14 protein-coding genes are annotated in these 12,308 nt (G+C 67.0%); 10 read left to right on the top strand and 4 right to left on the bottom strand.

All coding sequences use genetic code 11. From position 1 onward, the window contains the following. The first annotated feature begins 41 nt into the window (after positions 1 to 41). On the top strand, positions 42 to 995 hold the full coding sequence (locus VFQ64_RS08175; protein ID WP_325102801.1) for a M48 family metallopeptidase: 954 nt from the start codon (positions 42 to 44) through the stop codon (positions 993 to 995). After that, positions 992 to 1,399: a J domain-containing protein gene (locus tag VFQ64_RS08170; protein ID WP_325102800.1), complete on the top strand. Its 408-nt coding sequence runs from the start codon at positions 992 to 994 to the stop codon at positions 1,397 to 1,399. Before VFQ64_RS08175 ends, VFQ64_RS08170 begins: the two co-directional genes overlap by 4 nt. On the opposite strand, the gene VFQ64_RS08165 is transcribed toward VFQ64_RS08170, so the two are convergent. The 3 genes from VFQ64_RS08165 to rpsU form a co-directional block, all read right to left on the bottom strand. Continuing rightward, positions 1,384 to 2,664 carry a sugar transferase gene (locus tag VFQ64_RS08165; protein WP_325102799.1) on the bottom strand — a complete coding sequence of 427 codons (1,281 nt, stop codon included), beginning with the start codon at positions 2,662 to 2,664 and terminating at the stop codon, positions 1,384 to 1,386. The genes VFQ64_RS08170 and VFQ64_RS08165 overlap by 16 nt on opposite strands. Positions 2,665 to 2,756: 92 nt before the next feature. Then, positions 2,757 to 3,311: an FKBP-type peptidyl-prolyl cis-trans isomerase gene (locus tag VFQ64_RS08160; RefSeq protein WP_325102798.1), complete on the bottom strand. Its 555-nt coding sequence runs from the start codon at positions 3,309 to 3,311 to the stop codon at positions 2,757 to 2,759. Between the two features lie 127 nt (positions 3,312 to 3,438). Continuing rightward, complete coding sequence (gene rpsU, locus VFQ64_RS08155) at positions 3,439 to 3,645, bottom strand: 30S ribosomal protein S21 (protein ID WP_007404630.1); 207 nt, start codon at positions 3,643 to 3,645, stop codon at positions 3,439 to 3,441. 229 nt (positions 3,646 to 3,874) lie between these two features. Here rpsU and gmd point away from each other — a divergent pair, with 229 nt between their 5' ends. The 3 genes from gmd to VFQ64_RS08140 are packed head-to-tail and all read left to right on the top strand — an operon-like array spanning position 3,875 to position 6,768. After that, the gene (gmd, locus tag VFQ64_RS08150) at positions 3,875 to 4,939 is read left to right on the top strand and encodes a GDP-mannose 4,6-dehydratase (protein ID WP_325102797.1); all 1,065 of its coding nucleotides are present in this window, start codon (positions 3,875 to 3,877) and stop codon (positions 4,937 to 4,939) included. 45 nt (positions 4,940 to 4,984) lie between these two features. Further along, complete coding sequence (cysS, locus tag VFQ64_RS08145) at positions 4,985 to 6,439, top strand: cysteine--tRNA ligase (RefSeq protein ID WP_325102796.1); 1,455 nt, start codon at positions 4,985 to 4,987, stop codon at positions 6,437 to 6,439. Next, positions 6,436 to 6,768, top strand: coding sequence for a hypothetical protein (locus tag VFQ64_RS08140; protein ID WP_325102795.1), 333 nt, complete (start codon positions 6,436 to 6,438; stop codon positions 6,766 to 6,768). Before cysS ends, VFQ64_RS08140 begins: the two co-directional genes overlap by 4 nt. Here VFQ64_RS08140 and VFQ64_RS08135 read toward each other — a convergent pair. Then, the gene (locus tag VFQ64_RS08135) at positions 6,765 to 7,730 is read right to left on the bottom strand and encodes a M48 family metallopeptidase (RefSeq protein WP_325102794.1); all 966 of its coding nucleotides are present in this window, start codon (positions 7,728 to 7,730) and stop codon (positions 6,765 to 6,767) included. The two genes, VFQ64_RS08140 and VFQ64_RS08135, sit on opposite strands and share 4 nt — an antisense overlap. Before the next feature lie 46 nt (positions 7,731 to 7,776). On the opposite strand from VFQ64_RS08135, the gene VFQ64_RS08130 reads away from it, so the two are divergent. From VFQ64_RS08130 to rfbA, 5 genes are all read left to right on the top strand, one after another. Then, entirely contained in the window at positions 7,777 to 8,715 is a 939-nt protein-coding gene (locus VFQ64_RS08130) for a D-2-hydroxyacid dehydrogenase (protein ID WP_325102793.1), read from the top strand. A gap of 46 nt (positions 8,716 to 8,761) precedes the next feature. Beyond that, entirely contained in the window at positions 8,762 to 9,334 is a 573-nt protein-coding gene (gene rfbC / locus VFQ64_RS08125; protein ID WP_325102792.1) for a dTDP-4-dehydrorhamnose 3,5-epimerase, read from the top strand. Between the two features lie 9 nt (positions 9,335 to 9,343). Then, positions 9,344 to 10,399, top strand: coding sequence for a dTDP-glucose 4,6-dehydratase (gene rfbB, locus VFQ64_RS08120; protein ID WP_325102791.1), 1,056 nt, complete (start codon positions 9,344 to 9,346; stop codon positions 10,397 to 10,399). A gap of 139 nt (positions 10,400 to 10,538) precedes the next feature. Beyond that, entirely contained in the window at positions 10,539 to 11,426 is an 888-nt protein-coding gene (gene rfbD, locus VFQ64_RS08115; protein ID WP_325102790.1) for a dTDP-4-dehydrorhamnose reductase, read from the top strand. After that, entirely contained in the window at positions 11,423 to 12,292 is an 870-nt protein-coding gene (rfbA, locus tag VFQ64_RS08110) for a glucose-1-phosphate thymidylyltransferase RfbA (RefSeq protein ID WP_325102789.1), read from the top strand. The genes rfbD and rfbA overlap by 4 nt, the downstream gene beginning before the upstream one ends. Positions 12,293 to 12,308 lie beyond the last annotated feature (16 nt).

Below are 12,308 nucleotides of genomic sequence, written 5' to 3'. Positions count from 1 at the left end.
CCGGACGACTTCGTCGTTCGGCCCTTTTCTTTGGAGGCAAGATGCTGCGCACTGCTGGCGCGCTGACGGCGGCGACCCTGCTGCTAACCTCCGCTCCTTCTTCGGCGGCTGGAAGACCTCCGGAAGAGGTGATCAGGGTCGAAGATCAGCGCGTAGCGGAGACCGCCTATCGGCTCGCGGTCGGTGGCGTGGCGCGCTGTCCGGCCAAGACGCATGTGCTTGGCCTGACGCTTCAACATCTTGGTCAATTTGGTCTAGCCGACCGCCAGGCAGCGGCTACGCTCTACAACCTCGATCGAGGCCCAGGCATCCTTGTCGTGGTGCCCGGCGGACCTGCCGCGCGCGCAGGGGTGCGAGCAGGGGACGTTCTCGTCGCGATCGAGGGCGTCATGGTCCCGGCCGAACCGCTGCTCGACCAAGCTCACGATCAGAGCCGCGCGCGGGAACGCGCCGATCGAATCTCCGACCTCCTCGACACTGCCGCGGCGGACGGGACTGTCGCGCTGACGCTATGGCGTCCGGCGGGAGAGGTGACGCTGCCGGTCGCTGCGGTCCACGCCTGTCCCTCGCGTGTGCACCTTGCCCGTTCGAAACAGCTCAACGCCTTTGCGGATGGCACCCATGTGCTGCTGACCACGCGGCTCCTCACCCTCACCCGTGATGACGACGAGCTCGCCTTCGTCATCGCGCATGAGATGGCCCACAACATCCTCGGCCATGCGGCGAAAATGCGGGCCGTCAAGCAGGAGAAAAGAGGCCTAGCGGCCTTGCTGGCCAGGCCCGCGCTGACGCGGCGGATAGAGCGCGAGGCCGATCTGCTCGCGGCCGACCTGCTGCTCGACAGCGGCTACACAGTCGACGGCGCCGCGGGCGTGCTGCATGCCCTGGACAGTGGCTTCGGAGGCCCGGCGGTCCTTGCCGATCACGACAGCATCGAAGACCGAGCCGCCGCCTTGCAGGCACATGCGGCCGGACGAGTTCCGTCAGCGAGATGAGCGAACCGCCCAACTATTATCATGTCCTGGGCCTCTCGCCGCCGGTCACGTCCGATCAGGTCCGTGCGTCCTATGTCCGCCTGCTGAAGCAACATCATCCCGATCGTGTCCGCCCCGGCCCGCGGTCGCGGCAGTTGCAGCACCTGCAGCGCGCCTACCAGACACTGCGGGATGCGGAGCGGCGGGCGGATCATGACCGGATGCTGCTGGAGCGGGAGCGCGAGCACCGGGTGGACATGCAGCGCGCGCGTCGGCGCCTTCGGCGTTTGGATCATCCACCGCCAAGGCAGCGACGCCAGCGGATGCCCTGGCGCGGGCGATTGCTGCTGATAGCGGCGGGCGGTCTGTTGCTGGTGATCTCCTATTTGACGATGACGTTAGGGGATCGTCACTTCGCCCCATAGCCGGTGAGGATGATGGCGACGGTGCGCAGCGCGATCAGCGCATCCAGCCATGCGGAGAAGTATTTGATATAGTAGAAGTCGTAGTGGAGCTTGATGTGGACGTCGCCGAGCTCCGCGACATGGCCCTGATTGACCTGCGCCCAGCCGGTGATGCCGGGGCGAACGATGTGACGGTAGGCATAGAAGGGCAACTCGCGCTCATACCACTCGGACAGCGGCAGTGCTTCCGGTCGCGGACCCACCCAGCTCATCTCCCCGCGCAGGATGTTGACCAGCTGCGGCAGCTCGTCGATCCGGGTGCGCCGGAGGAAGCGCCCGACCCGGGTGACACGCACGTCATCCGCCTGGGTTATGGCCGCATGCAGCTCCTCGTCGCAATCCCGGTGTTCCATCGTGCGGAACTTGATCATATCGAAGGGGTGCCCCTGATAGCCCATCCGCCGCTGGCGGAAGAACACCGGCCCCGGCGAATCGAGGCGGATCAGCAACGCAACCCCCAGCATCGGCACGAACAGCACCGGCACCGCCAGGACACAGGCAAGCAGGTCCATCGTCCGTTTCACGCCGCGATACGCAAGGTTGGGCAGCAGCGACCCGAAGCTGTTCTCGGACAGATGCTCGATGTCGACCCGGCCGGTCAGCGACTCGCGCAGCTGTTTGGTATGGTAGACAGCGCGCCCGGAGATCGCGGCGCGCGCCAGCATCCGCTCCCAGGCCGGATCATGATCGAAACGCAGGTCGGCGACGACGGCCGCGTCAGGGTCGGCGGGTAGTTCGGGCACACGCAGCTCAACCCACTCGATCTGTGGTGAATCGGCGATGATGCCGGTGTTGCCGGTCGGGACGTAGTACATCCTGGTCGGTGCCGCTCGGCGCTGCGTGACGAATGCGATCAGGAAGGTGATGCCGAGCGAGGCGACGTAGCCCGCGAGCAGCATCGTGCCGCTGTAGGGGATACGCGTGGCGAGCAGGACGGCGGTGGCAAGCCCGAAGGTGGTGGAAAAGGTCGGCAGCACATAGGCGAAGGCACGCGCGCCAGGGTAGAGCGTCACTCGGCGAAAGCCGAACAAGGCCGCGATCGCCGCCAGGAAAGACGCAATCTGGCTGTTCCAGGTCTGCGGCAGATCGGTGCCCAAGGTGCCCGAGATCAGTAGCGGGCTGAGCAGCGGCACGAAGAAGGACGCCAAGGACACGCCGAGCAGCTGCAGCAACAGTTGAAGGCCGGGCTTACCGCTGGCCCGCTGGCCGACCGGATCCTTTGCCATCAACACGGATAAGCTACCTTGGCTGGAAGCCCCTGATCTTGTTTGGGGAAACCCTGAACGTCGCTGCGCCGAGACCGGCGATACCCTATAGCTCAGCCCGGCGGAATAGCACCCGGGGGAAGGGCACCGCCCATGCCCTGTTGCTGCTGCATCTGGCGGATCTCGGCTTCGGACCGGAAATCGACCAGGTCGATGTCAAAGACCAGCGTTGAATTGGCCGGGATCGGGCCCGTCGCCTGCGCGCCATAGCCGAGCGCCGGCGGCAGCCAGACCCGGTACTTCGCGCCCTTGGTCATCAGCTTCAGCGCCTCGGCAAAGCCGGGAACGACGCCGCCGACCTGGAGCGGCGTGGGCTGCTGAGATTTATCGAAGGTGGTGCCGTCCATCAGCCGGCCATGGTACTGGATTAAGGCCACGTCGGTCGCCGTCGGGTGGGCGCCACCCTTCTCGCCGGCCTTGAGCACCTTGTACTGCAGGCCAGACGGCGTGGTCACCACGCCCTTGCCGCGGGCCTCGCGGAGCAAGGCGGGGTCGCCCTGACGCGCCAGCGCATAGGCGGAGACGCAGGCGAGCAGGATGCCCAGCCAGAGCCAGATGAGGTAGCCGCGCTTGACGGGCTGGAGCGGCACGGCGGTGACGGTGGTCATGGCTACCCCGGGGTCAGATGCCACCCGAGGTATGCAACGGGCGGCGGAACTTCAGGCGGACTTGATGCCTCGTTTCCCCCTTTCCTCTCGCGGAAGTTGAGGGAAAGTTGAGGCATAAACGCGTGTCTTACCGCGCCCCGTCGCGCTCGGCGCGCTTGCGCTCCAGCTTGCGGGCGCGGCGCACGGCGGCGGCGCGCTCGCGCGCGCGCTTCTCCGACGGCTTCTCATAGTGGCGGCGCAGCTTCATCTCGCGATACACGCCTTCGCGCTGCAGCTTCTTCTTGAGCGCGCGCAGGGCCTGATCGACGTTGTTGTCGCGAACGATGATCTGCATAAAACCGACACTTCTCCGAAAAACGGCTGTGGCGGCGCCGGATCGGGTCCGCGCCGTCAGAACGGGAGGCCGCCTAGCAGGGCAGGTCCGACAAAACAAGCCTGGAGCGTCGCGACCGGCTTTCGTGCAATCCGCCATGCTGCAGGTGCGAAAACAATGTCGATCTCGCTCCTTTTGATCTTCCGCGTCGTGCCTCCTTCGCTATGGGAGGGTGAAGACGGGGGCAGATATGACCGAAAAGACAGCGTTGATCACCGGCGTGACCGGACAGGACGGGGCGTACCTCGCGCGGCTGCTGCTGGAGCAGGGGTACCGGGTGCATGGCGTCAAGCGGCGCTCCTCGTCGTTCAACACCGGGCGTATTGAGGACATCTATGAGGACCCGCACAACCCCAATCCCCGGCTGTCTCTCCATTATGGCGACCTGACCGACGCGACCAACCTGATCCGGTTGGTGCAGGAGACGCAGCCCGACGAGATCTATAACCTGGCGGCACAGAGCCATGTCCAGGTCAGTTTCGAAACCCCGGAGTACACCGCCAACTCGGACGCACTGGGCACGCTGCGGCTGCTGGAGGCGATCCGTATCCTCAAGCTGGAAGACAAGACCCGGTTCTACCAAGCGTCGACCAGCGAGCTTTACGGCCTGGTGCAGGAGGTACCGCAGCGCGAGACGACGCCCTTCTATCCGCGCAGCCCCTATGCCGTCGCGAAGCTCTATGCCTATTGGATCGTAGTCAACTATCGCGAGGCCTATGGCATCCATGCCTCCAACGGCATCCTGTTCAATCATGAGAGCCCGCTGCGGGGCGAGACCTTCGTCACCCGCAAGATCACCCGGGCCGCGGCCGCGATCTCGCTGGGGCGTCAACAGCGCCTGCACCTCGGCAATCTCGATGCGAAGCGTGACTGGGGTCATGCGCGCGAATATGCGCGCGGCATGTGGATGATGCTCCAGCAGGACGAGCCGGACGATTATGTGCTCGCGACCGGCGAGACCACTACCGTGCGCCAGTTCGTCGACTGGGCGTTCGAGGATTCCGGCTGCGCGCTCGAATGGCGTGGCGAAGGCGTGGAGGAGCAGGGGGTATGCACCCGTACCGGCGAAATCCGGGTCGCGGTGGACCCACGGTATTTCCGACCGACCGAGGTCGATCTGCTGCTCGGCGATCCTACCAAGGCGCAGCAGAAGCTCGGCTGGCACCATGTCACGCCGGTGCGCGAACTCGCGCGGGAGATGTTCCAGGCCGATCTCGCGGTGATGCGCGAAGCGCCGATCGGCAAAGGCGCCTGACGCGGGTGCGTGACCGGCGGATCATCGCTCGCTAGAGCGCGGGCGATGCTTCCCCTCACCTTCTACAACAGCCTGACGCGCGCGACCGAGCCGTTCGCGCCGATCGACCCCACCGACGTGCGCGTCTATTCATGCGGGCCGACCGTCTACAACTACGCCCATCTCGGCAATCTGCGCGCCTATGTCTTCACCGACACGCTGGCGCGGGTGCTGCGGTGGAGGGGATATCCGCTCACCCACGTCATCAATATCACCGATGTCGGCCACCTGCAGTCGGACGCCGACGCAGGCGAGGACAAGATGGAGGCGCGCGCCAAGGCGACGGGCCAGGATATTTGGGCGATCGCAGCGCATTACACGGCGGCGTTCAAACAGAATCTGCGCGATCTGAACGTCGTCGAGCCGACCCACTTCCCACTCGCCACCGATCATGTCGCGGCGATGATCGCGTTCGGCGAGGCGATCGAGGCGAAGCATTGTTATCGCCTCGACAGCGGCCTGTACTTCGACGTCTCAACCGTGCCCGAATACGGGCGGCTCGCCCGGTCGCGCGATGACGAGGGTGAGGGCCGGATCGACCCGGTCGCGGGCAAGCGCCATCCGCAGGATTTCGCGATCTGGCGCGCCTCACCCCCCGGCGAGAACCGGCAGATGGAATGGGACTCACCCTGGGGCCGTGGCGCGCCGGGGTGGCACCTGGAGTGCTCGGTGATGAGCCGGCAGTATCTGGGAGCGCCGTTCGACATCCACACCGGCGGCATCGACCATCGCGAGATCCACCACCCAAACGAGATCGCGCAGAACCAGGCGTTCGGCGGATGTGCGGACACTGGCGCGAAGCTGTGGATGCATAACAACTTCCTGGTCGATCGCACGGGAAAGATGGCTAAATCCTCCGGTCAGTTCCTCACGCTGCAAGCGGTGATCGACCGGGGCTACCATCCGCTCGCCTATCGGCTGATGTGCCTGCAGGCGCATTATCGCTCGGAAATGGAGTTCAGCTGGGAGGGACTGGCGGCCGCCCTGACGAGGCTGAAGCGGTTGGCGTCGGGGGTTGAGAAGGTCGCTCGCGCAACCACCGGCAAGAAGCGGAACGATCCGAACCCGATCGTACAAAATGCTCGCGACGCCTTCGACCGTGCGGTCAGCAACGACTTGAACACGGCCGTTGTCGTGACCGAGTTCGAGAAGCTGATTAAGTATTTTGGTCAGGGCACCCTTCCGGCGGACGATTGTTACGACGCGCTTCTCGACATGGACGAGGTGCTAGGGCTCGGCATCGCGTCGCTGAATATGCGATCGCTGCGGGTTCGCCCGCCGGGCGTGATCTTGTCTGACGAGGATGTGGAGCGGAAGCTCGACGCGAGGCGTGAGGCCCGCGCCGGGAAGGATTATGCCCGCTCCGATGCGATCCGAGACGAACTTGCCGCGGCCGGCGTCGAGGTGATGGACGGCGACCCCCTCGGTTGGGACTGGCGCCCCCTGGAAGCCGAAGCATGACGGCGTTCGCGCAGGGCTATTACGACTGGATCAGGTGGGTCGTGGACATGACGCACCTGTCCGACGAAGTGCTCCATATCCACGCCGGCATGGCGGTGCTGTTGATCGCGCGAGTGGTGACCGGGCGGTCACTGGGCAGCTTCGTCCCGCTCGCCTTCGTCTTGGTGGCGGAGGTGGTGAACGAAGCACTCGATTCGCTGGCGCATGGATCGTGGCAATGGGCCGATACCCGCCTCGACCTGTTCAACACCCTGCTCTGGCCGGTCGTCTTGTGCGTGGCGATCCGCCTCCGCCCGGCGGTTGTCACGCCGCGCAAAGTCGAGGACTAGCGCAGCGGCTCGTCGCGCCCGGCGAGCAGCGGCGGCAGCGAGGGGCCGGCGGGCGGCAGCACCGCGATCTCTGCGGCGATCATGTTGATGCGGGTCTTGGTCGGTGGATGGGTCGGACCCCGGAAAAGGCCGCCGGCGATGCGACCGCCCTCCCCCGCCCAGAACCGGACCGCCGCATGGGGGTCGTAGTCGGCATTGTGGAGCAGGTGGACGCTGAGCCGATCCGCCTCCTCTTCCGTGTGCCGAAACAGCCGCGCATTGCGGCCGAACTGCGCGAGCACGCCCCATCGCACCCCCGCCGCCTCCAGCCGCACACGGTGGCGCAGGATCGTGTGGGCGAGCTCGTGCGCCACGACGGCGGCGACCTGCTGATCGTCCAACCGCTCGAAATAGCGGGCACCGACTTGCACGGTCCTGCCGTCCGATCGGGCGGTCATTCCGGAGCCGAGCAGCACCTCGAACCCCGACGCGCAGCCCGGACTGGGCGCGATCGTTGCCGTTCTCAGCTGACCGGCGCGTTCGAGGGTGAGGCGCAGCGGTGCGGTCACCTCCTGTTCGGCGAGCAGCGCCAGCGCGGCGTCGCGCGTCATGCTGGTTGCAGCCTCGCCGGCCGGGGCGGGCACGGCATCGTCGCCGATCATGACCACGGCATCGTCGGCCATGACCCCCGCCGCCGCCGCCGGGCTGTCCGGTACCACCGCCTCCACCTGCACCGGCTGGGTGAAGCCGAACGCGGTCCGCACCGCGGCGCGGCTGGCGGCGCCATATTGATCGATTGCATGAAGCTGCAACCCCGGCACGGGTTGAAGCTCGCGGCAGAGCGCGGCGTTGCCGGTGGCCAGCCGATAGGCGATCGACGCCATGCGGGCATCGACGGCGCGGACCGCTTCCCAAGGTCCGGTATCCGCAGCGGCCGCCGGCGATATCAAGAGCAGGGCCGCGACCCCAAACCCGATCTTCATGCGTCGCTTCTAGCGCCGCCCGGGTCCGACGGCTAGGACGGGAGCGATGAAAGCCGTGCTCCCTGCCCTCGCCCGCCCCCTTCTCGAACCGGCGCTGCCGCCGGGGCTGGAGGTCGCCTGGTTCGCCAATCCGACGGAGGCGAAGGCGGGCATCGCCGATGCCGATATCGCCTGGGTGGACATGCAGCCGACCAGCCTGGTCGCGGACGCGATCCGGGCTTCGGGGCCCAGGTTAAAATGGGTGTCGACCATCTATGCCGGGCTCGACGCCTTTCCGCTGGACCTGTTGCGCGAGCGCGCGGTCACACTGACCAATGGTGCCGGCATCAACGCCTATGCGGTCGCCGAATACGCGGTGCTGGGGGTGCTCGCCGCCGCGAAACGGTTTGACGAGGTTGTCCGGGCGCACGACCGGCAGCAATGGCCCAAGGATGCTCCCGGCAAGATCGAGCTCTTCGAGACCCGCGCGCTGGTGGTCGGCTTTGGCGCGATCGGCCGGCTGATCGGCGAGCGGCTGGCGGCCTTCGGGATCGACGTGACGGGCGTGACCCGCAGCGGGCGCGACGGCACGATCACGCCCGACGCCTGGCGCGGCCGGCTGGGCGAGTTCGACTGGGTGGTGCTCGCAGCACCCTCCACGGACGAGACCAAGGCGCTGATCGGCGCGGACGAGATCGCAGCGATGAAAGCCGGCGCGTGGCTGATCAATATCGCGCGCGGCGACATGATCGAGGAGGGCGCGTTGCTCGCCGCCCTGCACGAGCGACGGATCGGCGGCGCCTTCCTCGACCCCACCAGCCCGGAGCCGCTGCCGCCCGAACATCCGCTGTGGTCGGCGCCGAACTGCATGATCACCATGCACCTATCGGGGCGCAGCCAGACCAAGATGTTCGCGCGCGCGGCGGCGTTGTTCCTGGAGAACCTGGCCGCCTTTCGCGAGGATCGGCCGATGCGCAATGTCGCGGACCTGCAGGCAGGCTATTGACGCGGGCGGTTGCCGCTCCACGGACAGCGCGCTAACCGCAGGCGGCATGACCTCCAGCCCCGTCCAGCTCATCGAGCCCAAGCGCCACGGCGACGCGCGCGGCTGGTTCACAGAGGTCTACAGCGAGCCGGATTTCGCCGCGCGAGGGATCACGACGCGCTTCGTTCAAGACAACCACTCGCTGTCGCGGCCGCGGTTCACGCTGCGCGGCTTGCATTTTCAGGCGCCGCCGCGCGCGCAGGACAAGCTGGTGCGCTGCATTCGCGGCCGGATCTTCGATGTGGCGGCCGACCTCCGACGAGGCTCACCGACCTATGGGCAGTGGGTCGGCACCGAGCTGTCGGCCGAGAATGGACATCAGCTGTTCGTGCCCGCCGGCTTCGCGCACGGTTTCCTGACGCTGGAGGAGGATTGCGAGGTCAGCTACAAGGTGTCGGACACCTACGCGCCCGATTGCGACGGCGGCCTCCGGTGGGACGATCCGACCATCGCCGTCGCCTGGCCCCTGCCCCCCGGCGCCGAGCCGGCGCTGTCGGCCAAGGACCTGGAGCTGCCGACGCTCGACAGGTTTGACTCACCCTTCCCCTATGACGGGCGCCCACTGGCGCCGCTCGCCTGAGGTCAGTTGATGCGCATTTTGGTTACCGGCGGCGCCGGCTTCATCGGCTCGGCGCTGGTCCGGCACCTGATCGAATGGACCGGCCATGAAGTGCTGAACTTCGACAAGCTTACCTATGCCGGGACGCTGTCGACGGTCGAGCGCGTGGCGGAGAGCGACCGCTATCGTTTCGTTCAGGGCGATGTTTGCGACGCCGAGGCGGTGCGCGCGGCGATCGCCGGGTTCAGGCCCGACGTCATCACCCATCTGGCTGCGGAGAGCCATGTCGACCGCTCGATCGACGGGCCGGGTGCGTTTATTCAGACCAATCTGGTCGGCACCTTCGTGATGCTGAGCGAGGCGCGCGTCTATTGGCAGTCGCTGGAAGGAGCGGCGCGCAACACCTTTCGTTTCCACCATATCTCGACCGACGAGGTGTACGGGTCACTCGGTAAGACGGGGCTGTTCACCGAGGCCACCCCTTATGATCCGCGTTCTCCCTATTCCGCGTCCAAGGCCGGGTCCGACCATCTGGTGAGCGCCTGGGGGCACACCTATGGTTTGCCAGTGCTGATCACCAATTGCTCGAACAATTACGGGCCATATCACTTTCCCGAGAAGCTGATCCCGCTGATGATCGTCAAGGCGCTCGGCGGTGAGACGCTGCCGGTCTATGGCAAGGGCGACCAGGTCCGCGATTGGCTTTATGTCGAGGACCATGTCAGCGCGCTCGTGGCGGTGTTCGAGCGCGGCGCGCCGGGCCGGACCTACAATGTCGGCGGCAATAACGAGATGCAGAATATCGAGGTCGTGCACGCGGTCTGCGCGCATCTCGACCGGCTGCGGCCGCGTCCGGACGGGAAAAGCTATGCCGCGCAGATCGGCTATGTCGCCGACCGGCCGGGGCACGACATGCGCTATGCGATCGATGCGAGCCGCATCCGCGACGAGCTGGGATGGGAGCCGCAGGAGACGTTTGCGAGCGGTATTGCGAAGACCGTCGAATGGTATCTCGCTAACGAGGACTGGTGGCGCCCGATCGTTGCGGAGCGCCAGGCGGACGCGCGTCGCGGCTTGCCGGGTTGAGGCAGGTTCCGATCACCGACCTCAGGCTCTTCCCCGGCGAAGGCCGGGGCGCGGTTGCGAGCTGCGCAATGGGCGAGCGCATGGCGCGCCTCCTCGACCGGTGCAGGGCTCCGGCGTTCGCCGGTGAAGATGATCGGGCATGAAGCAGGTTCTGGTCACCGGCGGCGGCGGGCAGGTCGGGACGGCGCTCGCTGGCCACGTCTGGCCTGCCGGGTGCGAGGCGGTCGCGCTTACCCGCGCGGAGCTCGACCTGACCGACCCGGCGGCGATCGCCGCCAAGGTGGCCGAGCGGCCGTGGGCAGCGGTGATCAACGCCGGCGCCTACACCGCGGTCGACAAGGCGGAGTCCGAGCCCCTCCTCGCCTGGCAGGTCAACGCGCTGGCGCCGGCGGCACTGGCGGCGGCGTGCAAGGCGGCGGACATGCCGCTGGTCCATGTCTCGACCGACTATGTCTTCGCCGGCGACCGTGATGGCGCCTGGGAGGTCGACGATCCGGTCGGGCCGACCAGCGTCTATGGCGCGTCCAAGCTCGGCGGCGAGCTGGCGGTGCGCACCGGCTGCTTCCGCCACGCGATCGTCCGCACCGCCTGGGTGGTGAGCGCGACCGGCGCGAATTTCGTCAAGACGATGTTGCGGCTCGGCGCCGACCGCCCGACCTTGCGCGTCGTAGCCGACCAGCATGGCAGCCCCACCAGCGCCGCCGATCTCGCCGAAGCTTTGGCGACGATCGCGATCCGCCTGGCCGACGATCCCGCGGCACCCACGGGCACCTGGCATTTCAGCAACGCCGGCGCGACGACGTGGCACGGCTTCGCGACCGAGATCTTCCGGCAGGCGGCGGCTCACGGCGGACCCTCCGCTATCGTCGAGGCGATCGCCACCGCCGACTTCCCGACCTCCGCCCGCCGGCCCGCCAATTCGCTGCTGAGCACCGCCGCGCTGACGCGCGACTGGGGCGTCGTGCCCCGGCCATGGCAGGAGGCGCTCCGCCCCATCCTCGACGACCTGATCGGACCAAAGCCATGAAGGGCATCATCCTCGCCGGCGGCTCGGGCTCGCGGCTCCACCCCGCCACGCTGGCGATCAACAAGCAGCTGCTGCCGATCTATGACAAGCCGATGATTTATTACCCGCTGTCGGTGCTGATGCTCGCCGGCATCCGCGAGGTGCTGATCATCTCCTCGCCGGAGTTCCTGGACAATTACCGGCGAATGTTCCGCGACGGCTCCGACTGGGGACTGACCATCAGCTATGCCGAGCAGCCGCGCCCCGACGGGCTGGCGCAGGCGTTCACGATCGGCCGGGATTTCGTCGCGGGCGAGCCGGTGGCGCTGGTGCTCGGCGACAACATCTTCTTCGGCGCCCACCTGACCGACCTGCTGGCGAGCGCGGTGGCGCGGCAGGGCGGCGCGACCGTGTTCGCCTACCGCGTCGAGGACCCCGAGCGGTATGGCGTGGTCGAGCTGGCCGCGGACGGGCGCGCGCTGAGCCTGGAAGAGAAGCCGGCAGTGCCGAAGAGCAACTATGCGGTCACCGGCCTCTACTTCTACGACGGCCGGGTCTGCGACTACGCGGCGGCGCTTCAGCCCTCGGCGCGCGGCGAGTATGAAATCACCGACCTCAACCGCTGCTACATGGAGGCAGGCGACCTGTACGTCGAGCAGATGGGGCGGGGTTATGCCTGGCTCGACACCGGCACCCACGACAGCCTGCTCGAGGCGAGCGAGTTCGTCCGCACCATCCAGCACCGCCAGGGTATCCAGATCGCCTGCCTGGAGGAGATCGCATTCGAACAGGGCTGGATCAGCGCCGACCAGGCCCGGGCGCAGGGACAGGCGCTGAGCAAGACCGCCTATGGCCGCGCGATCCTCACCGCCGTAGACGGGCACTAGCTTCCCCAGGTTTGCA

Origin of the sequence: Sphingomonas sp. (assembly GCF_035714405.1) — a bacterium.
In the GTDB taxonomy this organism is placed as follows: domain Bacteria; phylum Pseudomonadota; class Alphaproteobacteria; order Sphingomonadales; family Sphingomonadaceae; genus Sphingomonas.
Note: the sequence above shows the minus strand (reverse complement) of the source record. Positions and strands in the feature narration are given on the sequence as shown.

Excerpts from the sequence above, each read along its gene's own strand:
- rfbC (WP_325102792.1), top strand. The coding sequence starts at position 8,762 with ATGACCTCCAGCCCCGTCCAGCTCATCGAGCCCAAGCGCCACGGCGAC.
- VFQ64_RS08135 (WP_325102794.1), bottom strand. The coding sequence starts at position 7,730 with ATGAAGATCGGGTTTGGGGTCGCGGCCCTGCTCTTGATATCGCCGGCG.
- gmd (WP_325102797.1), top strand. The coding sequence starts at position 3,875 with ATGACCGAAAAGACAGCGTTGATCACCGGCGTGACCGGACAGGACGGG.
- VFQ64_RS08160 (WP_325102798.1), bottom strand. The coding sequence starts at position 3,311 with ATGACCACCGTCACCGCCGTGCCGCTCCAGCCCGTCAAGCGCGGCTAC.
- rfbB (WP_325102791.1), top strand. The coding sequence starts at position 9,344 with ATGCGCATTTTGGTTACCGGCGGCGCCGGCTTCATCGGCTCGGCGCTG.
- rpsU (WP_007404630.1), bottom strand. The coding sequence starts at position 3,645 with ATGCAGATCATCGTTCGCGACAACAACGTCGATCAGGCCCTGCGCGCG.
- cysS (WP_325102796.1), top strand. The coding sequence starts at position 4,985 with ATGCTTCCCCTCACCTTCTACAACAGCCTGACGCGCGCGACCGAGCCG.
- VFQ64_RS08165 (WP_325102799.1), bottom strand. The coding sequence starts at position 2,664 with ATGGCAAAGGATCCGGTCGGCCAGCGGGCCAGCGGTAAGCCCGGCCTT.
- VFQ64_RS08130 (WP_325102793.1), top strand. The coding sequence starts at position 7,777 with ATGAAAGCCGTGCTCCCTGCCCTCGCCCGCCCCCTTCTCGAACCGGCG.
- rfbA (WP_325102789.1), top strand. The coding sequence starts at position 11,423 with ATGAAGGGCATCATCCTCGCCGGCGGCTCGGGCTCGCGGCTCCACCCC.
- VFQ64_RS08170 (WP_325102800.1), top strand. The coding sequence starts at position 992 with ATGAGCGAACCGCCCAACTATTATCATGTCCTGGGCCTCTCGCCGCCG.
- VFQ64_RS08140 (WP_325102795.1), top strand. The coding sequence starts at position 6,436 with ATGACGGCGTTCGCGCAGGGCTATTACGACTGGATCAGGTGGGTCGTG.
- rfbD (WP_325102790.1), top strand. The coding sequence starts at position 10,539 with ATGAAGCAGGTTCTGGTCACCGGCGGCGGCGGGCAGGTCGGGACGGCG.
- VFQ64_RS08175 (WP_325102801.1), top strand. The coding sequence starts at position 42 with ATGCTGCGCACTGCTGGCGCGCTGACGGCGGCGACCCTGCTGCTAACC.